General features: G+C 37.7%; 23 protein-coding genes and 1 pseudogene. 13 read left to right on the top strand and 11 right to left on the bottom strand.

Going from position 1 to position 17,256, the window contains the following annotated elements:
* The first annotated feature begins 32 nt into the window (after nucleotides 1–32).
* The 5 genes from ACZ5R4_RS12940 (at nucleotide 33) to ACZ5R4_RS12960 (ending at nucleotide 3,285) form a co-directional block, all read left to right on the top strand.
* A complete protein-coding gene (locus ACZ5R4_RS12940; protein ID WP_054860786.1) occupies nucleotides 33–842 on the top strand; it encodes a DUF899 family protein in 810 nt (269 codons plus the stop codon).
* 123 nt (nucleotides 843–965) lie between these two features.
* Nucleotides 966–1,994 (top strand): SDR family oxidoreductase, encoded by a 1,029-nt coding sequence (locus ACZ5R4_RS12945; RefSeq protein WP_464367465.1) that lies wholly within the window; start codon nucleotides 966–968, stop codon nucleotides 1,992–1,994.
* 273 nt (nucleotides 1,995–2,267) lie between these two features.
* The gene (locus tag ACZ5R4_RS12950; RefSeq protein ID WP_054789369.1) at nucleotides 2,268–2,546 is read left to right on the top strand and encodes an ArsR/SmtB family transcription factor; all 279 of its coding nucleotides are present in this window, start codon (nucleotides 2,268–2,270) and stop codon (nucleotides 2,544–2,546) included.
* 36 nt (nucleotides 2,547–2,582) lie between these two features.
* Nucleotides 2,583–2,966 (top strand): VOC family protein, encoded by a 384-nt coding sequence (locus tag ACZ5R4_RS12955; protein ID WP_054860788.1) that lies wholly within the window; start codon nucleotides 2,583–2,585, stop codon nucleotides 2,964–2,966.
* 76 nt (nucleotides 2,967–3,042) lie between these two features.
* Nucleotides 3,043–3,285, top strand: coding sequence for a hypothetical protein (locus ACZ5R4_RS12960; RefSeq protein ID WP_464367466.1), 243 nt, complete (start codon nucleotides 3,043–3,045; stop codon nucleotides 3,283–3,285).
* A 44-nt stretch (nucleotides 3,286–3,329) separates the two neighbouring features.
* On the opposite strand, the gene ACZ5R4_RS12965 is transcribed toward ACZ5R4_RS12960, so the two are convergent.
* From ACZ5R4_RS12965 to map, 6 genes are all read right to left on the bottom strand, one after another.
* Nucleotides 3,330–3,905, bottom strand: a complete 576-nt coding sequence (locus ACZ5R4_RS12965; RefSeq protein ID WP_054860789.1) for a hypothetical protein — start codon at nucleotides 3,903–3,905, stop codon at nucleotides 3,330–3,332.
* Nucleotides 3,906–3,923: 18 nt separating this feature from the next.
* Complete coding sequence (locus tag ACZ5R4_RS12970) at nucleotides 3,924–4,562, bottom strand: hypothetical protein (protein ID WP_464367467.1); 639 nt, start codon at nucleotides 4,560–4,562, stop codon at nucleotides 3,924–3,926.
* Nucleotides 4,559–4,978: a permease prefix domain 1-containing protein gene (locus ACZ5R4_RS12975; protein ID WP_054860790.1), complete on the bottom strand. Its 420-nt coding sequence runs from the start codon at nucleotides 4,976–4,978 to the stop codon at nucleotides 4,559–4,561. The genes ACZ5R4_RS12970 and ACZ5R4_RS12975 overlap by 4 nt, the downstream gene beginning before the upstream one ends.
* A gap of 1 nt (nucleotide 4,979) precedes the next feature.
* Nucleotides 4,980–5,306, bottom strand: a complete 327-nt coding sequence (locus tag ACZ5R4_RS12980) for a PadR family transcriptional regulator (protein WP_054789214.1) — start codon at nucleotides 5,304–5,306, stop codon at nucleotides 4,980–4,982.
* A 362-nt stretch (nucleotides 5,307–5,668) separates the two neighbouring features.
* Nucleotides 5,669–6,121, bottom strand: coding sequence for a GNAT family N-acetyltransferase (locus tag ACZ5R4_RS12985; RefSeq protein ID WP_109983383.1), 453 nt, complete (start codon nucleotides 6,119–6,121; stop codon nucleotides 5,669–5,671).
* 8 nt (nucleotides 6,122–6,129) lie between these two features.
* Nucleotides 6,130–6,876, bottom strand: a complete 747-nt coding sequence (gene map / locus ACZ5R4_RS12990; protein ID WP_109983384.1) for a type I methionyl aminopeptidase — start codon at nucleotides 6,874–6,876, stop codon at nucleotides 6,130–6,132.
* Between the two features lie 229 nt (nucleotides 6,877–7,105).
* On the opposite strand from map, the gene ACZ5R4_RS12995 reads away from it, so the two are divergent.
* The 5 genes and pseudogenes from ACZ5R4_RS12995 (at nucleotide 7,106) to ACZ5R4_RS13015 (ending at nucleotide 9,776) form a co-directional block, all read left to right on the top strand.
* The gene (locus tag ACZ5R4_RS12995) at nucleotides 7,106–7,981 is read left to right on the top strand and encodes an aminoglycoside phosphotransferase family protein (RefSeq protein ID WP_464367468.1); all 876 of its coding nucleotides are present in this window, start codon (nucleotides 7,106–7,108) and stop codon (nucleotides 7,979–7,981) included.
* Nucleotides 7,982–8,126: 145 nt separating this feature from the next.
* A pseudogene (locus ACZ5R4_RS13000) lies at nucleotides 8,127–8,225 on the top strand (VOC family protein); the annotation flags it as partial.
* A 101-nt stretch (nucleotides 8,226–8,326) separates the two neighbouring features.
* Nucleotides 8,327–9,001: a hypothetical protein gene (locus ACZ5R4_RS13005; protein ID WP_109983386.1), complete on the top strand. Its 675-nt coding sequence runs from the start codon at nucleotides 8,327–8,329 to the stop codon at nucleotides 8,999–9,001.
* A 22-nt stretch (nucleotides 9,002–9,023) separates the two neighbouring features.
* Complete coding sequence (locus tag ACZ5R4_RS13010) at nucleotides 9,024–9,257, top strand: hypothetical protein (RefSeq protein ID WP_054789219.1); 234 nt, start codon at nucleotides 9,024–9,026, stop codon at nucleotides 9,255–9,257.
* Nucleotides 9,258–9,419: 162 nt separating this feature from the next.
* Nucleotides 9,420–9,776, top strand: a complete 357-nt coding sequence (locus ACZ5R4_RS13015; protein WP_054860793.1) for a VOC family protein — start codon at nucleotides 9,420–9,422, stop codon at nucleotides 9,774–9,776.
* Between the two features lie 106 nt (nucleotides 9,777–9,882).
* On the opposite strand, the gene ACZ5R4_RS13020 is transcribed toward ACZ5R4_RS13015, so the two are convergent.
* From ACZ5R4_RS13020 to ACZ5R4_RS13040, 5 genes are all read right to left on the bottom strand, one after another.
* Nucleotides 9,883–11,238, bottom strand: a complete 1,356-nt coding sequence (locus ACZ5R4_RS13020) for an alkaline phosphatase (RefSeq protein WP_464367469.1) — start codon at nucleotides 11,236–11,238, stop codon at nucleotides 9,883–9,885.
* 462 nt (nucleotides 11,239–11,700) lie between these two features.
* The gene (locus ACZ5R4_RS13025; RefSeq protein WP_054860795.1) at nucleotides 11,701–12,009 is read right to left on the bottom strand and encodes a PTS sugar transporter subunit IIB; all 309 of its coding nucleotides are present in this window, start codon (nucleotides 12,007–12,009) and stop codon (nucleotides 11,701–11,703) included.
* The gene (locus ACZ5R4_RS13030; RefSeq protein ID WP_054860796.1) at nucleotides 12,010–12,345 is read right to left on the bottom strand and encodes a PTS lactose/cellobiose transporter subunit IIA; all 336 of its coding nucleotides are present in this window, start codon (nucleotides 12,343–12,345) and stop codon (nucleotides 12,010–12,012) included.
* A gap of 1 nt (nucleotide 12,346) precedes the next feature.
* Nucleotides 12,347–13,636 carry a PTS sugar transporter subunit IIC gene (locus ACZ5R4_RS13035; RefSeq protein ID WP_347835860.1) on the bottom strand — a complete coding sequence of 430 codons (1,290 nt, stop codon included), beginning with the start codon at nucleotides 13,634–13,636 and terminating at the stop codon, nucleotides 12,347–12,349.
* Between the two features lie 2 nt (nucleotides 13,637–13,638).
* The gene (locus ACZ5R4_RS13040; protein WP_464367470.1) at nucleotides 13,639–14,961 is read right to left on the bottom strand and encodes a 6-phospho-beta-glucosidase; all 1,323 of its coding nucleotides are present in this window, start codon (nucleotides 14,959–14,961) and stop codon (nucleotides 13,639–13,641) included.
* A 181-nt stretch (nucleotides 14,962–15,142) separates the two neighbouring features.
* Between ACZ5R4_RS13040 and ACZ5R4_RS13045 the strand changes: the two genes are divergently transcribed.
* From ACZ5R4_RS13045 to ACZ5R4_RS13055, 3 genes are all read left to right on the top strand, one after another.
* The gene (locus tag ACZ5R4_RS13045; RefSeq protein WP_109983390.1) at nucleotides 15,143–15,883 is read left to right on the top strand and encodes a GntR family transcriptional regulator; all 741 of its coding nucleotides are present in this window, start codon (nucleotides 15,143–15,145) and stop codon (nucleotides 15,881–15,883) included.
* Entirely contained in the window at nucleotides 15,873–16,577 is a 705-nt protein-coding gene (chbG, locus tag ACZ5R4_RS13050) for a chitin disaccharide deacetylase (RefSeq protein WP_342767713.1), read from the top strand. Before ACZ5R4_RS13045 ends, chbG begins: the two co-directional genes overlap by 11 nt.
* Before the next feature lie 165 nt (nucleotides 16,578–16,742).
* Nucleotides 16,743–17,255 carry a DinB family protein gene (locus tag ACZ5R4_RS13055; protein ID WP_464367471.1) on the top strand — a complete coding sequence of 171 codons (513 nt, stop codon included), beginning with the start codon at nucleotides 16,743–16,745 and terminating at the stop codon, nucleotides 17,253–17,255.
* The last annotated feature ends 1 nt before the right edge of the window (nucleotide 17,256 follow it).

Here is a 17,256-nt window from a genome sequence, read left to right on the forward strand (position 1 = left end):
ATGGTGAATAAAACAAGAAGGGAGTAGATAAGATGAAAACGCAAAATCATCTGCAGCTACCAAATATCGTATCACGTGACGAATGGCTGGAGGCGCGTAAGGAATTGCTCGCTAAAGAGAAGGAATTCACGAAGGCGCGTGATGCACTAAGTGCTGAACGTCGTCGCCTCCCAATGGTAGAGTTGGATAAGGACTATGTCTTGGATGGGCCAAATGGCAAGGCCCGTTTGCTTGATCTATTTGAAAGACGCCCTCAGCTTATCGTGCATCACTTCATGTTCGATCCTGAGTGGGAAGCGGGCTGTCCGGCTTGCTCGTTGGCTGCCGACAACATCGGTCATCTCGCCCACCTTTATGCACGTAACACATCACTAGCACTCATCTCCCGTGCCCCACTTCCCAAGCTGCAACGCTACAAGGAACGCATGGGCTGGAACATCCCTTGGTACTCATCCTATGATAGCAACTTTAACTATGATTTTCACGTGACACTGGATGAATCCGTCGCTCCAATAGAATATAACTATCTGGACAAGAACGAGCTTGTTCAGCAAGGGGTACCTGTGGATTCAGGGCAGTCAATGGAAGTGCCGGGAGTTAGTTCCTTTCTACGCGATGGCGATAGAATTTTCCACACCTATACGACCTACGCCCGTGGGACAGATATACTGATTGGCATGTTCAACTACCTTGACCTGACAGCGTTAGGTAGACAGGAGGACTGGGAGCTGCCACCAGGACGTAGTGACGGCAATGGCAAGACATGGCTACGACGACATGATGAATATGAAGACACTGTTGAGACGAATTCTTGTTGCCATTCGAAAAAGGACAATCTTTAAACTGTATAGTTCAACAACCAAAAGCAATCTCTCTTAAAAATTTTTCCCTACTTCCCGTAACTATTCACGAAGAAAAAACGTTTTATAAGATGAATAGTAGTTTAACTGGAATGGAGGAGAGCTATGAAGATTCTTATATTAGGGGGTACTCGTTTTTTAGGTAAAGCATTAGTCGAGGAAGCATTAAAAAGAGGGCATGAAATTACCTTATTTAATCGTGGAAACCATAAAGAAGCGTTTCCTGAGGTCGAGCAGCTAATCGGTAATAGAGACAGTGATGTATCCGTTCTTAAGAAGCGGAAATGGGATGTTGTCATGGACACATGCGGATTTGCCCCTCATCAAATTAAAAACATCGCTTCTGTACTTGGAGATTCCATCGAGCAATATACCTATATTTCGAGCATCTCAGCTTATAAAGACTGGATCCCACCCCATATTACAGAAGCGTACCCTTTAACATCCAAAATGCCGACCACTGATAAAATGAAAGAAATTGAGAATGGCAAAATCTCTCCTTACGAGTACTACGGTGCGCTGAAGGTACTTTGTGAAAAAGAAGCAGAGAAGCAATGGCCAGGACGTGTTTTGCAAATAAGAGCAGGCTTACTAGTTGGGCCGTATGACTATACGGATCGTCTTCCCTACTGGATTCAGCGTGTAGCGCATGGGGGTCGAGTATTAGTGCCAGGGCGTTCAGATCGACCGGTGCAATTGATAGACGTAAAAGATTTAGCCACATGGGTGTTCGATATGGCGGAAAACAGAAAAGCAGGTACGTTTAATGTCACTGGCCCGAGGAATGAGTTGACTATAAAAGAGCTATTGAATACCTGTAAAATGGTTACAAACAACGAGACCGAATTTATCTGGGCAGATGAATCGTTTTTATTAGACCATCAAGTTCAACCATGGACGGAAATGCCTTTATGGGCTCCTGAACACTTTCCTTTAGAGGGCGAGAAAGAACCGTGGAAAGGTACTTTTTTGATCAATATAGAAAAAGCGGTTAATGCAGGTCTTTCCTTCCGACCTCTTGAAGAAACCATTCATGATGTGTATCAATGGATAAAGGAAAGTAAGTATACTGTACAGAAAGGGGGAATATCTCTAGAAAAGGAGCAGGAGCTACTAGAGGCTTGGCTTCGATAAGAGAAAAATGAAAATATAACTTTAAGATGTTAAGGCTATATAAACGAAATAACCCTTCATTGCTGTTACGCATAAGAAGGGTTATTTTGTTACGTTATTCGTTATCCCACCAACCTTTCCGAAACCTCTTGTAAACACCTGACAATTCCTCTTGACCTTGCGTTTCACGCTTAATATCATCATTGCTTACTCTTCGTCTTTAGATTCGAATTATAGGCAACTTTTCAGTTTTGTTACTTTACAAGCAACTACATGGTTGCATATAATCGTTTTATGAAAGGGAATAAGGACGCTATATTCAAAGCACTTGGTGATTCGACCCGACGTCTTATATTAGACGAACTATCTGAACGAAACGAACTTACGTTGTATGAACTTACCGCACGTCTCATTATGAAGCACGACCTTTCCATTTCACGACAGGCGATAGCTAAACACCTATCTGTATTGGAAGGTGCTGGACTCATAAAATCAAAAAGAAAGGGGAAATATCGAGTACTTCTATTCAACAACGAACCACTTAAATATTTGCTTAAAGGATGGATAGATTAATCCCAACGATCTAATTTTATAGGAGGTAACAATAGGATGAAAATCATTGTAACAAGTTTATTCGTAAATGATCAGTACAAGGCATTGGCGTTTTATACGGAAAAATTAGGATTTGTAAAAAAAGAAGACGAGCCTGCCGGAGAATATAGGTGGATGACGGTAGTGTCTCCAGATGATCAAAACGGTCCAGAGGTTTTACTCGAGCCTAATGATCACCCTGCAGCAAAAGAGTATCAAAAGAGGATATTTGAGGACGGCATCCCTGCAACCATGTTTGGTGTTGCAGATATTTACAAAGAGTATGAGCGTTTAAAGGAAATAAACGTTAAGTTTACTATGGAACCAACCAAAATGGGTGAGATGATCATAGCTGTATTGGATGATACCTGTGGCAATCTTATTCAACTAATACAGAAGTAACTTAAGATAAGCGCTTTAAGTATACCCTGTCCTATTGTTAGGATGGGGTTATTACAAATTAAATAGGGAGGAAACAATGAAGAACCTTGGCATAGTTTTTATTTTTTCAGGGATTTTACTTATGGGGTTAAGTGGACTTGAAAAGGTTCTTATTTTTTTATCAATTGATGGTAATGTACACCAAATACAAACGGTTAAAGATTTAACACCACCGTATATTTGGAGTATCACAAATTTCACTTTTGGTTTTGGACTTATTAGCTTTATGCTGGGATTAGCTATATTTTTTAATAAACATATCATTCCAAATGCTAAATAAGGATTCATAATCAAAATGCTTGGATGATCCAAGCATTTTGATCGCTATCCCACCAATCTCTCCGAAATTCTCTCTAAATGCATGGTCACTAATTCCTCCGGGACTGGATATGTGTGAAGCATCCCTTGATAAACAAAATTGAATTCGTCTATGTTCATTAAATCCCTCGGTGTTGTTAAGCTTGGTGGTTTCATTAGTAGCCCTTTCTTCTCATTCAATATCGTTGCGACAAATTGGGAGCAAAAGAAAGCATTTTTTCGATTTAGATCAAAGTGGAGAATGATCGCAAGTAGACCGATCAAATTGTATCGATACTTTTCTTTCTCACGTTCGATCTTTTTCACTTTGGCGCGCATCTGCTTATATTCCTGCTCAGAAACACGACAGCTATAGATTACACATTTCGCTCGTTTAAATAGCCCTTCCTTCAACCTTTCTCGAATAAATCCTCCAATAAAAGGATTGGTTGGCTTTTTGCGACCAAAGCTATAGATTTCCTCTAATTGATCATCAAAGGCAATGGAAACATGATTGTAGGATTCTCTCGTATAAATTTTAATTAACCTTGTAAAAAGCGTCCCAGTATCTGTAAATAAAATATAAATTTTTCTATCTTCCACGCCTTTACTTCCTCCCTGTTACACTTCCGATTTTCTTTTATGCACAAAGTAATACATACTAAGTGGCCACCAAATTACAGCGAATATTGGGTATACTGCCCAGATCGTGTCTGGTGAGGTAATCATATTAACCGTAAGGAAAAAGATGCCAATTAGTAGGCTTGCATGAACAGAGAAGGCAACATAGCTCCTCTTCTGTGCATGATAGATTGCAAGTGGCCACCACAGCACCGCAAATATCGGATAAATCGCCCAAGGATGACCTGGTGCAAGAAAGATATTGAGAATAATGTAATAAAGCATAATACTTGTGCTCCCTACCATAGCAACTGCCAATGATTTCGCACGTTTTCCTAAATAGATAAGAATCGGCCACCACAAGATCGGTAGTATCGGGTAAAGAAACCATGGGTATTCTGGTGTTTGGATATAATTGACCACGAAAAGGAAGCCAATAATCAGTAGGCTGCATACCATTGAAAATTTTTTCTGTTCTCCTTTTACTATAAAATAATGGCTAATTGGCCAAAGCAATAACACAAAAGAAGGATAAATAAACCATGGATGAGAGCCATTAGTTATTAGATTAACGACAATTAAAAAGGCAATAGTTAGGACACTTCCTGCAATAGAAAAGCCTGTTGCATAACGACTCATTTCGCATTCTCCTTTGTACGTAGCCATCTAAAGTACATCGTTAATGGCCACCATAATACGGCAAATGTTGGGTAAACAAACCAGATAATATCAGGGGAATAATAGAAATTAATAAAGACGAATAATCCGATGATTAACGCACTGCCCCAGATCGAATAGCCAAGATTTAATTTGGTCATGTTCTTTTTTGGTTTTGGTAAGGCTGATTTGACTCCTAGTTCTTTTTTTAAATCGTCAATATCACCAAAATCTACGATCGCCTTATTGATCGCATCCTCTTCTTCCTTTCCTTGTTCCATTAAATCCAGCACTTTTTCCTCTAGGTTTTGTGTAACTTCCTGCATAACTGCATTCTTTTGTTCACTTTCTGGAATATCCTTAAATAACTCATTGACATATACTTTTATTTTCTTCAATTTAAATACCCTCCATAAATAAATCGATGATTTCCTTTGTTTCCTTCCATTCCTCAGCAATTTCCTTTAAATACGCCTTACCTAATGTCGTGATTTGATAATATTTTCTTTTTCCCCCTTTGGAAATATCTCCATAATAGGACTCAATTAGTTCCTTCTTCTCTAATCGTTGAAAAACGGCATATAGGGTAGCCTCTTTAATATGAAATCGATTATTGGTGCGTGTACTAATTTCCTTTGATATTTCATAACCATAGCGATCTTTTTCTGAAATCAATCGCAAAATGATCGAATCTAAGTGGCCGCGAATAATATCACTTCTTATCATAAGGTCTGTTTCCTGCTCCCTTCACTATTCTACGTGATAGAGTAATCATACTGTAAATTGCTCTATCTGTCAAAGTAATTTTTGAAAATTTATGGAGATTTTTCATCAGGGGTTGCTGTTAGTAGAGCAGTACCGTGATAAATTAGGCTAGCAAGCAAAAAATTCTGGATATCAGACAGTTTGAGGAGATTCTCTCGGAGAGTTGTCCAATATATCAGCCATAACAATCATTTTGAGGGCTTTCCTGCGACGAACTGTCCTATATATCGTTTGGAACTTTCTCCCGCTGATTTGCCCCATCCATCTGACATAAAAAAAAGCCTCCTTCCTGCACAGAAGTGGCTATTTTTTCGTATATATCTTTATTCATTCCTTCGCTCAAAAAAAGTTAAAGTGATCTCCTTGCTTACGGCCACTTCCTTCCTTTTTTCAAATCCATTCTTTTCGTAAAATTGGACAGCTGGTGTATTTTTAGCGCCTGTTGCTACTTTTAGGACACGATTTTGGAACTGATTCTCCACAAAGTCTAATAATTTCTGTGCAATTCCTTTTCTAAAATGATCAGGGTGGACGATTAGCCGGTGGATATCCACTTCCTCATCGGTAACTTTCACAGATATCGCCCCACATAGCTCTTCGTGCAAATAATATCCATAAAAAGTTTCTTCACAGCTCTGGATGGTTTCTACCGTATCCTTTAATGGGGGGATCTCATCTGAACCAATTATATCTGCTTCTACCTTGTAGGCTGGTATTTGAAGGTTCAGCACAGTCTCTGCTTCTCTTTTTTTGTCTATTTCTATTTCTTTAATCATGTTTACACCTATGCTACCGTTGTAATAATCGGCTGATCCTTCGTAATAATAATGGTGTGCTCATGCTGTGCACCATAGCTATCGTCAGGTATATATAATGTCCATCCATCTGTTCCTTGGTCGACATAATTTGCTCCCGTTGTTAAAAAAGGCTCGATGGTAATAACCATACCCTCTTTTAATAAACGTTGATCATGCTTGTCATAATAAGGTAAAATTTCCGTTGGTGCTTCATGTAGTGATTTTCCGATACCATGACTGCACAGGTTCATAATAACATGATAGCCACCTTTTTTAGCCTCTTGTTGAATCATTCGCCCTATTTCATTCAGCTTAACATTATGTTTAAGCGATTGGATCACCTTCATCATTGTATGGTGGGTATAGTCGCAAAGTTTCGTTAAAGAAGAGTTGTTGGGGGCAAACACAAAAGATTGTCCTGCATCAGCAAAATACCCTCCTAATTCTGCAGAGACATCAATATTTATAAGATCTCCTTCCTTGATTCTTCGATTCCCTGGGATCCCATGAGCCATTTCACGATTGATACTGATACAAGTGTAACCAGGGAAGTTATAGGTAATTTTAGGTGCTGATACGGCTCCATAGCTCATTAAAATCTCTCCACCTATTTCATCTAGCTCTTTGGTTGTCATGCCAGCCCTGACCTGACGCTTCATCTCTCTTATTGTCGTTGCCACGATTTTACCGATTTTTTTAAGTCCCTCGATATCCTGTTGATCTTCGACTGTCATCAAAGCACCTCCGATTATCTTTTTCTTTTATTTTAAGACAATATAACATTTTTAGCTACTTTCAAGAGGAATACATAGGATGAACATAGAATATTAAATAATAAGAGGAGGCGGTATTTATGAAAAGGAAAATAAATTTTTTTGGGCATCGATATAAGGGGATAACGCGTAATTAGCCCAGACGACAACGTATTTCCCCTAAAATTTAAAAATTAGGGGTATTTATAAAATGAATATGAACGTAGAATTGGTCCAACATTTAATAAAAGAGCAATTTCCAGAATGGTCCCATTTAAAAATAAAACCAGTTAAAAAGAGCGGACACGACAACAGAACTTTTCATTTAGGTGAAAATATGAGTGTAAGAATGCCGAGTGCTGAAGGGTATGCTCCTCAAGTTGAGAAAGAACATAGATGGCCACCGTTTTTATCTAAGCATCTATCCCTACCAATTTCTATACCACTTGCTAAAGGGAAACCTAATAAAGACTATCCTTACGCTTGGTCTATTTACAAATGGCTAGAAGGCGAGACAGTCACCCGCGAAAATATAGTGGATCAAAAGCAATTTGCCAAAGATTTGGGTGGATTTTTAGTAGAATTACAATCTATTGATGCAAAAGAAGGCCCTATTGCAGGTGTTCATAATTTTTATAGGGGTGGAGATTTAGCAGTATATGATGAAGAGTCAAGAAAGGCAATAGAAAATAACAAAGAGATTTTTAATGAACATTTACTGAAAGAAATATGGCAGTTGTCCTTAGATTCTAAATGGACTAAAGAACCAGTATGGCTTCATGGTGATGTAGCACCAGGAAATATCCTAGTCAAAGATGGAAAGTTATGTGCCATTATTGATTTTGGCGTGTTAGGTGTTGGAGATCCTTCATGTGATGCTGCAATGGCATGGACATTTTTTGATGACAGTAGTAGAGAGATATTCAAGAGAGCATTGAAAATGGATGAAGAAACTTGGAATAGAGCAAGAGGTTGGGCTTTATGGAAGGCTTTAATTACTTATGATGATAAGAAGGATTCTAACCAAACGATAGCAGAAGAGTCATGTAGAATCATAAAAATAATCATTGATGAGTATAAAAGTTAAAAGATATAAATATTATTTCACCTCTTTCACTAAAAGGATCGTCAATAATTGACGGTCCTTTATCCATTGTTGGGAAATTAAATCAACAAAAGTAGCGGTTATGATAAAATCAAATTAGTTAAAACACTATAAATAGGAGGAAATTATGAAGTCAAAACCAATATTAAATCAAATTGGAACTACATTTATTCCTGTTAGTGACATTGAAAAGGCACGCGACTGGTATTGTGACATATTAGCATTACCATTATTTTATAAAATAACCCCGTTGGAAAATATTGTTTATTTGTAATTAGCGTGGTAAGATATAAAAGATATTTACCAAAATTTAAAAAGGGGTTTAACATGAAATGGATAAAAAAGATATTTATGTTTTCTCTAGCTTTTATTTTAGTTTTTTCAACATTGGGGACATCTGATTTATCTAATGTAAAAGCTTCTCAGTTGAAAAGTGATAAAGAAAGTGCTAATCAAGGTGATGATTCTAATTTTGTGATTTTAGTAGATGGTATTTTAATAGATGGTAAGTTTTATAGTCCAGAAGACTTTGAAGATTATTTGAAGTCAGCTGAAATTGTTTTATTAGATGATGATTATAATAGCAATGGTTCATCTGTTCAACCTTTCTTTGCATTGGCTCCTGCCATTTATTTTGTTCCTGGTATAGGACAAGTTGCATTAGTTGCAACTGGTGCAATAGTGGTTGGTGGTGTTACCATTAAAGCTGGAAGTTGGTTACATAAAACCATTTCTAATTTTTTTAACGACCCAAAAAGGGTGATTTCCTCTAATTATGGTATACCGAAATCTTTATTAGATTCAAAGGGAAAAGTAAAATTAGGTTCTTTTAAGGATAAGCATGGTAAGACTCCCCTTAATAAAAAATCTGGTACTTTTAAAAATGGAAAATGGTCAGTAGAAAAGGATACAGCCGGACATGGCGGACGTGCATGGAAACTAAAGAAAAGCGGAAAAAGAAAAGCATCCTTAGATAAAAATGGGAAAGTTCTATCTAAATGATAAATAGGAGTGAATTTAGTCTATGAAGAAAATGAACTTTAACGGTTTTACACTTAAATATCATAAGTCAATTAATGTTTATGTTAATGATGAAATGAAACAAGTTATCTTTATTTCTAAAAATAATGATGAGATACATGGAATGTTAGAACTTGATGAAAGAAATAAAATTAAAATACATCCTAGATGGAATGTAAATTTTTCAGTAGAAAATACTGAAATTATTATTGACGTTAATTATAGTGAGGAAGAATAATCAAATAAAAGGGTAGCGATCGCTGCCCTATTTATTTTGTTCATTGAGTGGTTTTATAGATAAAATTTGCAAGTCGATAGCTACTAAATTTTAATGTCTTGATGAGTGTAGCTATGAGCACACTTTCAGCAACGGAAAAAATAAACAATCAAGGGGGAAATTATGAAGTCAAAACCAATATTAAATCAAATTGGAACTACATTTATTCCTGTTAGTGACATTGAAAAAGCACGCGACTGGTATTGTGACATATTAGCATTACCAACAGATGGTGAGATTTTATTTGGTCATCTGTACATATTACCGATGAACGGAACAGGTATTGTATTAGACAGCAAAATATTTTCAGAGGAGAATATTTATAAAACGCCACCTTTTCATTTAAACACAAATAATATAGAAGAAGCTTTTCAATACATGAAAAGTAAAAATGTAGAGATTACGACAGAAATTGAAAATAATCATTGGTTTAATTTTAAAGATTTAGACGGTAATCATTTGATGATTTGTCAATGTTAGCGCATTTTAATATCTCATCGAAGGCTTGTTCCACGATTGGAGTCAAAATGAAGAGCTTACCATGATGGTAAGCTCTTCTATCTTTATTGGGGGGAGAATTTTAAGTTTATTTATCTAGCTTCAATTTTAAAATGTCTGCGATTTTCTTCGGAATGTCAGTATTGTCATAAAATCCGCTAAACTCATCGGATTGCGGGCCATATGCATATAGCTGGATATCCGCGCCAGTATGGTTTAAGCTAGTCCAACCAACATTCGCATAATCACTTACTACTTGATTAATAGCAATAGATGGCTCACTAGCATCTTTAATCGTTTGTACTTCCTCTTCTGTAAGGGATAGATTTGTATATTCCTCAACGACTTCCTTTACATTGGAACGATCTTCATTTAATTGGGCAGCCATATGGTCCCCAGTTGCCGTTACCTCTTGCAAAATATCGGCATTTACTTCCATTGAACCATTAGAGCCTGTTGTCATCCCACCAGTGTCATGGTCACCACCGATTACGACTAGTGTCTTGCCATCCTTTTTCGCAAAGTCTAGCGCTACTTTTACCGCTTCTTCAAATGCTTCGACATCAGACATAGCCCATGCAGCATCATTATCATGACCTGCCCAGTCAATCTGGCTACCTTCTACCATAAGGAAGAATCCATCCTTATCTTCGTTTAATACATTAATAGATGCTTCAGTCATTTCTGCAATGCTAGGCTCCTCTGTTTCCCCGCGATGTAGCTCAGGAGCAAGGGCATCATCGGCAAAGAGACCGAGTAATTTTTCGCCATCCTCTACATCAATATCTGTTCCATCCTCTAATTGATCACGTGTCTCCACATATGTAAAATTAGCTTCCTTCGCTTCTTCTAATAGATTTGCCTCTTCTTGATTACCACCTTCTGATTCTGGTAGGAACATATTTTTCCCTCCACCAAGAAGTACGTCTACTTCACTGGCAATATATTGTCTAGCAATTTCTGTTTGGTTATTACGATCATCTACATTGGCAACAAAAGAAGCTGGAGTCGCATGAGTTATCGTAGAAGTAGCTACTAACCCTGAAGATTTCCCTTTTTTCTCCATTGCATCTAAAATCGATGTTAGTTCATTACCTTCTGCGTCGAGACCAATAACACCATTATTCGTTTTTTCTCCAGTAGCCATGGCGGTACCAGCAGCTGCTGAATCTGTAATATCAGAGTTTGCAGAATTGGTGGTATATAACCCTTTTAAATGGTCATCCCAAACTGCTTCCTCTCCCTTGTAAGCACGGTAATTGGATGCATAGTCTGGACTGAACCCATCTGGAATCATGTAGATGACGTTCTCTATCTTCTTTCCACCTTTTCCCCATCCATTTCCTTTACCTGGTGAATCGGGCTTGTCCGCTAAAACAGGAATGCTTACTGCAGATAAAACAAGGCCTGTACTAAGTGCAATCGCACCAATCTTCTTGAACATTCTTTACCAACTCCCTAAATATTTTATTTTGCTTACAGTTACAAAATACTAGATGAATGTTGATAAACTATTAAATTCTAGTAAAGCTTTAATAAAGAAAAGTCCTACTAAAAATCTATGAGAATCCTACTTGTAATCATTGTTTTGTGGGGATTCTATTACTTAGGCACTAGATAAGAGCTCTCCATGTTAGGATTAACGAGTTTCACGGCGTTGTGTGGAGTTTGGGTGGTTTGAACTAAGATAGAGGGAGGCATCACCTTCCGAGCAAGCTCTAGTTGCACTGATTATAAGTGCCATTTTGAGCTAGGTATTTGGTGTAAATGGCTCTTACACCGATTATAAGTGCCATTTTAACCCGAAGTCTTGGTGGAAATGGCCTTTAAAACGGATTTCTTCATTCGGTATGGCTACTTTTCCCCATAGAACAACCCGAACTCTTTAAAGCCCGGGTTGCTACCACTACTTTTTATCTGCTAGTTTTATTGCCTGCTCTAATACTTGATCACCTTTCATCATTCCATAGGCGATCTGATCGATTACTTCACATTGGATACCAAGTGGTTCTACCTTTTCTTTAATAGATTTTTCTAGATAGCGAACCTGTGGCCCGATCAATACCACATCTAGGCCATCTAAATGATTTTGCAATTCGGATTCGGCTACGGCATTTATTTCTGCTGAGATCCCTTTGTCTTCTGCTGCTTTTTTCATCTTGTCGACTAAAATTGAGGTGGACATACCTGCTGAACAAATTAATAAGATTTTCATTTATTTCGCCTCCAATTGATACATTTTTTCGTACATATCGATCATTTCAATGGCTAAGTCCTTCACCGTCATTGCGGTCATCAAGTGATCCTGTGCATGTACGAGAATGATAGGAACATCGCTATGCTTACCACTTGCTTCATCCTGCAATAGCTGAGTTTGTTCATGATGCGCTTTCACAAATTCACTATTTGATTCTTCTATTTTTTCCTTGGCTTCATAGATTTTATTTTCCTTCGCTAATTTAATAGCTTCCATCGCTAAGGAACGAGCATTTCCTGCATAAAGTATGATGGTAAAGGAAAGGGTTTGAAATTCTTCGTTTGCTACTGTCATATTAATCCTCCATTCTTTTCTTTAATGTTTTCACTCCTGCTAGTATAAATGGAATATAGATGATAATCCCTATCGCTATATTAAATAGCTGTAGCGCTACTCCTCGCCAGCTCCCTCCTGTTACGAGATAACCACTTAAAATAGGTGGTGTCGTCCATGGCAATAAAGCTACTGTTTTTGGCACCATTCCTGTGTACATGGCGAAATAGGTGATGATTGTTAAAATAACAGGGACTAGCACAAATGGAATAAGCATAATCGGATTTAATACAATGGGTAGACCAAAGATAACTGGTTCATTTATATTAAATAAACTTGCTGGTGCGGAAACCTTTGCTACCTCTCGATATGGATGCTTCTGTTGATTCCGCACAACCATGAAAATGGCAATCAATAACGCAATTGTCGTACCTGATCCTCCCATAAAGACAAATGCATCAAGGAATGGTTTGGTAACGATATTCGGAACATCGTAGGCAGAAACCCCTGTTTGGAATAAGCTCAAGTTTTCCTCTACTAACGGAATATAGATAGGCTCGATGATCGAACCAATAATATTCGTACCATGCAATCCAAAGAACCATAAAATATGATTCAATAATGCGACAATAAGTGCTGCTGGCAAGGAATCACTTAACCCTTGGATTGGCTTCTGTATCGCTGTAAAAATAACTTCAAAAATACTTGTTTCTGCTAACACCATCAACAATGCTTGACATAAGCCGACGAGTATTAGAATAATCATGGTTGGAACCAAGGCTCTAAATGATTTGGTTACACCAGATGGTACACCTTCAGGCATTTTGATAGTCAATTTTTCATTGGTTACAAGTAATCGGAATAATTCAGTTGTTAATAATGCGACAATAATTCCAACAAAAAGACCCTGGGTTCCGAGCCAGTTCATGTTCAAACCAAAATCCGCTGTGACCGGAACGAGCATGATATAGGATGCTGAGGAAATGAGCGCAGCAGATAGACGATCAACTTGATAGCTTTTTGCTAAATTATAAGCGATTGTGAACGATACCAAAAGACCTAATACAGCAAAAGTACCATTCCAAATACTCCCTCCTACCTGCTGCCAATTTCCATCCCCAAAGATAGAATTCATCCATGTGACAAATTCAAAATTCCCAAATGGAGGGAAATTGTTCACAAGAATAGCCAACGAACCAATAATAACGAGAGGCATTATGGCAACAAACCCATCACGGATTGCTACCAAATGTCGTTGTGAACCAATTCTCCCTGCAATTTCAATAAACTTTTGCATAAACTTATTATTCATATTTACGAACCCCTTTTCTTCGCAAATTGTGGTAAATATTCTTTATGTGCCTCTAACAACTCGTCTAACAATGGCTGTATTCGCTTCTCATCTTTTATTAACGGGTTGGCTAGAAAAGCTTGATAGGCCTGATGATAGTCACCAGTAATACTTGCAGTAATGACAAGCTCCTCAAATGCCTTCATTTGTAAAATGTCGCCTTTCACGGCTGCTGGCAAGGAACCAATCGTAACAGGTTTAGGACCATTATTCGTTATCACACAGTTCGCTTCGACAACCGCATCATTTGGCAAATCCTCTATCGCCCCATTATTAAACGTATTGACGGTTTGTATATCCTCTTTATTGTTATAAATCGAGTCCATTAAGCTACAGGCTACATCACTATAAAAAGCTCCACCCCTTTCCTCTAATTCCTTTGGCTTCACCTGCAAATCTGGATTATCGTAAATAGCAAACAACGCCTTTTCTAGCTCCTGCACGACTTGTGCCCTTGTTCCATTCTCTTGAAAAGCCTTCACATCCTTCGCAAGCACCTCTTTTGTTTGATAGTAATACTGGTGATATGGATTCGGTAATAATTTCAAACTATTCACAAATTCCTTCGTCCAGCCTAAGCTCACAATGTTTGCGGGGGAATAGTTTAGATCCTCACTCGCTAGGCTTGTTAACACCTCATTTGTCCGATCATGCCCATTCACATATACCTTTTGACCGAAAACAAAATGGTTTAGACCGACAAAATCGATTCTGACCTGATCGGGATCTGCATCTAAGATCTCTGCAGTGGAATGGCGCATATTATAAGGAATGTTACAAACACCAATTACTTTTTTGTGTGGGGAATGTTTTAATAATGCTTCGGTAACCATTCCAGCTGGATTCGTAAAATTAATCATCCAAGCATTTGGACAAATTCGGTGAACATCCTCTGCTATTTCTAATAGCACAGGAATCGTACGAAATGCTTTGAGAATACCTCCAGCACCATTTGTTTCTTGACCAATAAAGCCATGGCTTAATGGAATGCGTTCATCCTTCTCCCTAGCCTCTAATCCACCAACACGAATTTGGGTAGAAACAAAGTCTGCATTTTCTAGTGCTTTTTTTCGATCGAGTGTCCAAGACAATTTGATTGGTTTTTGCGCTTTTTCGATCATTCTTTCCGCTAAACGGCCGATAATTTCTAATTTTTCTTGACCTTCCTTTACGTCCACCAAAACAATTTCCGTCACTGGTAATTGATGATGACGTCGAATAATTCCCTCCATGATTTCAGGTGTATAGCTAGAACCACCACCTATAACGACAACTTTTAAAGACATATTCATTCTCCTTACGTTTCAAAATGTTTATACTATGATGATATTGACTAAAATGTATCATACAATTAATACAAAGTAAACAATTTTTCTTAAATTTGTTACTACATTTGTTATTAGTTGTATTAATAATGAATATTTAGTAGAATTGTTATAACCAATTTAAAGGATGGAAGGAACGGCTATGGATAAAAAACAATCATTACATTCCCATATTAAAAATGAATTACTCACCCGCATTAAAAGAGGCCAATATCAAAAAGGGGAAAAGATACCAACAGAATTGGAATTGTGTAAGGATTTTGATGTGAGTAGAACAACGGTACGAGCGGCTTTAAACCAACTAACATTGGAGGGTTATTTAGAAAGAGTGCAGGGAAAGGGTACCTTTGTAGCAGATAAAAAAATACATCAAACACTCTCCCAAACGGTAAAACGGTATATTGATCAAATGGAGGTCCAAGGAAAAACCGCTGAAATTATTCTAATCGATTTATCGGTTGTTCCAGCAACTTCCTCGATTCAAGAAACCTTAGGTATTCCGCTAAATGATCCTGTTCAGAAAATCGAACGTATTCGAAAAGCTAATGGGATACCAACTCAATACGAAATCTCCTATATCCCATGGAAGGTCGCACCAGGGGTTACGAAAAAGCAAGCAGAAACCTCTTTATATCGTGCACTAAAATACGATTTTCAAGTTTCGATTGCTAAAACAACAGAACATATGGAAATGGCTTTATCTGATGAAAGTATCTCCTATTATTTAGACTCGGAAATGGGGCTTCCTTGCTTCTATATCGAAACAGTGGCAGAGGACAGGGAAGGCAACAAAATAGAATATTCCCAGTCGTATTTTCGAGGGGATAAAACCAATTTCGTTATTGAGCGATTTTATCCTGAAGAAGAAGGTGATGACTATTAATATTTTATTTAATGCCGATGACTTTGGATTAACGAAAGGGGTAACAGATGGGATCGTCCAAGCCCATCTAAATGGGTGCATATCTTCTACTACCTTAATGATGAATGGCATGGCAACCGATTATGCAGTTCAATTAGCAAAGAAGGTTCCATCTCTAGATGTTGGGATTCATTTAGTCCTAACATGGGGAAAGCCTGTTCATCCTGATGTACCGGGCCTAGTGGACAAAGATGGTTCTTTCAAGTTTACAAATCGTTATCAAACAGAAGAACCTCCAAATCCGGAGGAAGTAAAAAAGGAATGGCGCGCTCAGCTTGATGCCTTTTTAGCGACAGGGCTTCCCTTACATCATATCGACAGCCACCATCATGTTCATGGCTGGGAGCCTTTAAAGCAAGTAATTTTAGAGATCGCTAATGAATACAAGGTTCCCGTTCGATATGTTGATTCTTTACAGGATCATCCGGAAATTTTGCTTACCGATTCCTTATGGTTAGATTTTTACGGGGATGGTATCTATCACGAGCTATTTGGAGAATTAGAAAAAACAGAAGGAAAGTCGATAGAGATCATGACACATCCTGGTATAATGGATGAAGATTTAGTAAGTGTAAGCTCCTATACGAAGGAAAGAGAGAAAGAGCTTGAGATTCTTTGTTCACTCGAGAGCCCAGGTTGGGCAAACGTGCTTTAATTCATACTATAACGATCAAAGCCTTGAAATATGGGAATAGGTCTGGACTTCATTTTTTTCTCCAATTTTATTCATTATAATTAAGTCTGCGTTCATTAATGTACCCAATCATGTATAATAAGAAGATTCGGACAGTTATTATTTCTGATAAGGTGGAGATAGTTTATGTTAAAAGACGAATATGAATGGGTAAAACAAACAAGACAAGTTTTATTAGACCAGTGTAAAGAATTGAATGAAAATGATTTTACAAAAGAATTTGGATTTGGTTTTCAAAGTTTAAAAGATTCTTTAGTTCATGTGGCAGGTTGTTATCATGCTTGGCTAGGTTCTTTTGTGCTTTTAGAAACGACATCGCCGCTATTAACAAAGGAAGTAATTAGCGAGATGCAGATAGGAGATATTCAAGGCTATTTTCAACAAGCGGATAAATATGTAGATACTGTCATTGAAAAATTTCGCAATAATTTTGATGTTATTATTGAAAGAGAGCTCGCTTGGAAAGTAGACAGTGGAGCTGTAAGAAAAACGCCACACCAATTACTAATGCATTCCATTACGCATGAATACCATCATAAAGGACAAATTGTAGCGATGCTACGGCTACTTGGTTATATTCCTAATAATACAGACATATTGGGGCTACCTGAAAAGGAATTTGCTACTGATGATAATTAAA

The sequence above is a fragment of the Gracilibacillus sp. JCM 18860 genome (assembly GCF_055395245.1).

Excerpts from the sequence above, each read along its gene's own strand:
- ACZ5R4_RS13055 (WP_464367471.1), top strand. The coding sequence starts at position 16,743 with ATGTTAAAAGACGAATATGAATGGGTAAAACAAACAAGACAAGTTTTA.
- ACZ5R4_RS12955 (WP_054860788.1), top strand. The coding sequence starts at position 2,583 with ATGAAAATCATTGTAACAAGTTTATTCGTAAATGATCAGTACAAGGCA.
- ACZ5R4_RS12945 (WP_464367465.1), top strand. The coding sequence starts at position 966 with ATGAAGATTCTTATATTAGGGGGTACTCGTTTTTTAGGTAAAGCATTA.
- ACZ5R4_RS13030 (WP_054860796.1), bottom strand. The coding sequence starts at position 12,345 with ATGACAGTAGCAAACGAAGAATTTCAAACCCTTTCCTTTACCATCATA.
- ACZ5R4_RS13005 (WP_109983386.1), top strand. The coding sequence starts at position 8,327 with ATGAAATGGATAAAAAAGATATTTATGTTTTCTCTAGCTTTTATTTTA.
- ACZ5R4_RS13045 (WP_109983390.1), top strand. The coding sequence starts at position 15,143 with ATGGATAAAAAACAATCATTACATTCCCATATTAAAAATGAATTACTC.
- ACZ5R4_RS13015 (WP_054860793.1), top strand. The coding sequence starts at position 9,420 with ATGAAGTCAAAACCAATATTAAATCAAATTGGAACTACATTTATTCCT.
- chbG (WP_342767713.1), top strand. The coding sequence starts at position 15,873 with ATGACTATTAATATTTTATTTAATGCCGATGACTTTGGATTAACGAAA.
- ACZ5R4_RS12985 (WP_109983383.1), bottom strand. The coding sequence starts at position 6,121 with ATGATTAAAGAAATAGAAATAGACAAAAAAAGAGAAGCAGAGACTGTG.
- ACZ5R4_RS13040 (WP_464367470.1), bottom strand. The coding sequence starts at position 14,961 with ATGTCTTTAAAAGTTGTCGTTATAGGTGGTGGTTCTAGCTATACACCT.
- ACZ5R4_RS12980 (WP_054789214.1), bottom strand. The coding sequence starts at position 5,306 with ATGATAAGAAGTGATATTATTCGCGGCCACTTAGATTCGATCATTTTG.
- ACZ5R4_RS12960 (WP_464367466.1), top strand. The coding sequence starts at position 3,043 with ATGAAGAACCTTGGCATAGTTTTTATTTTTTCAGGGATTTTACTTATG.
- map (WP_109983384.1), bottom strand. The coding sequence starts at position 6,876 with ATGACAGTCGAAGATCAACAGGATATCGAGGGACTTAAAAAAATCGGT.
- ACZ5R4_RS13020 (WP_464367469.1), bottom strand. The coding sequence starts at position 11,238 with ATGTTCAAGAAGATTGGTGCGATTGCACTTAGTACAGGCCTTGTTTTA.
- ACZ5R4_RS12940 (WP_054860786.1), top strand. The coding sequence starts at position 33 with ATGAAAACGCAAAATCATCTGCAGCTACCAAATATCGTATCACGTGAC.
- ACZ5R4_RS13010 (WP_054789219.1), top strand. The coding sequence starts at position 9,024 with ATGAAGAAAATGAACTTTAACGGTTTTACACTTAAATATCATAAGTCA.
- ACZ5R4_RS12950 (WP_054789369.1), top strand. The coding sequence starts at position 2,268 with ATGAAAGGGAATAAGGACGCTATATTCAAAGCACTTGGTGATTCGACC.
- ACZ5R4_RS13035 (WP_347835860.1), bottom strand. The coding sequence starts at position 13,636 with ATGAATAATAAGTTTATGCAAAAGTTTATTGAAATTGCAGGGAGAATT.
- ACZ5R4_RS13025 (WP_054860795.1), bottom strand. The coding sequence starts at position 12,009 with ATGAAAATCTTATTAATTTGTTCAGCAGGTATGTCCACCTCAATTTTA.
- ACZ5R4_RS12970 (WP_464367467.1), bottom strand. The coding sequence starts at position 4,562 with ATGAGTCGTTATGCAACAGGCTTTTCTATTGCAGGAAGTGTCCTAACT.
- ACZ5R4_RS12995 (WP_464367468.1), top strand. The coding sequence starts at position 7,106 with ATGAATATGAACGTAGAATTGGTCCAACATTTAATAAAAGAGCAATTT.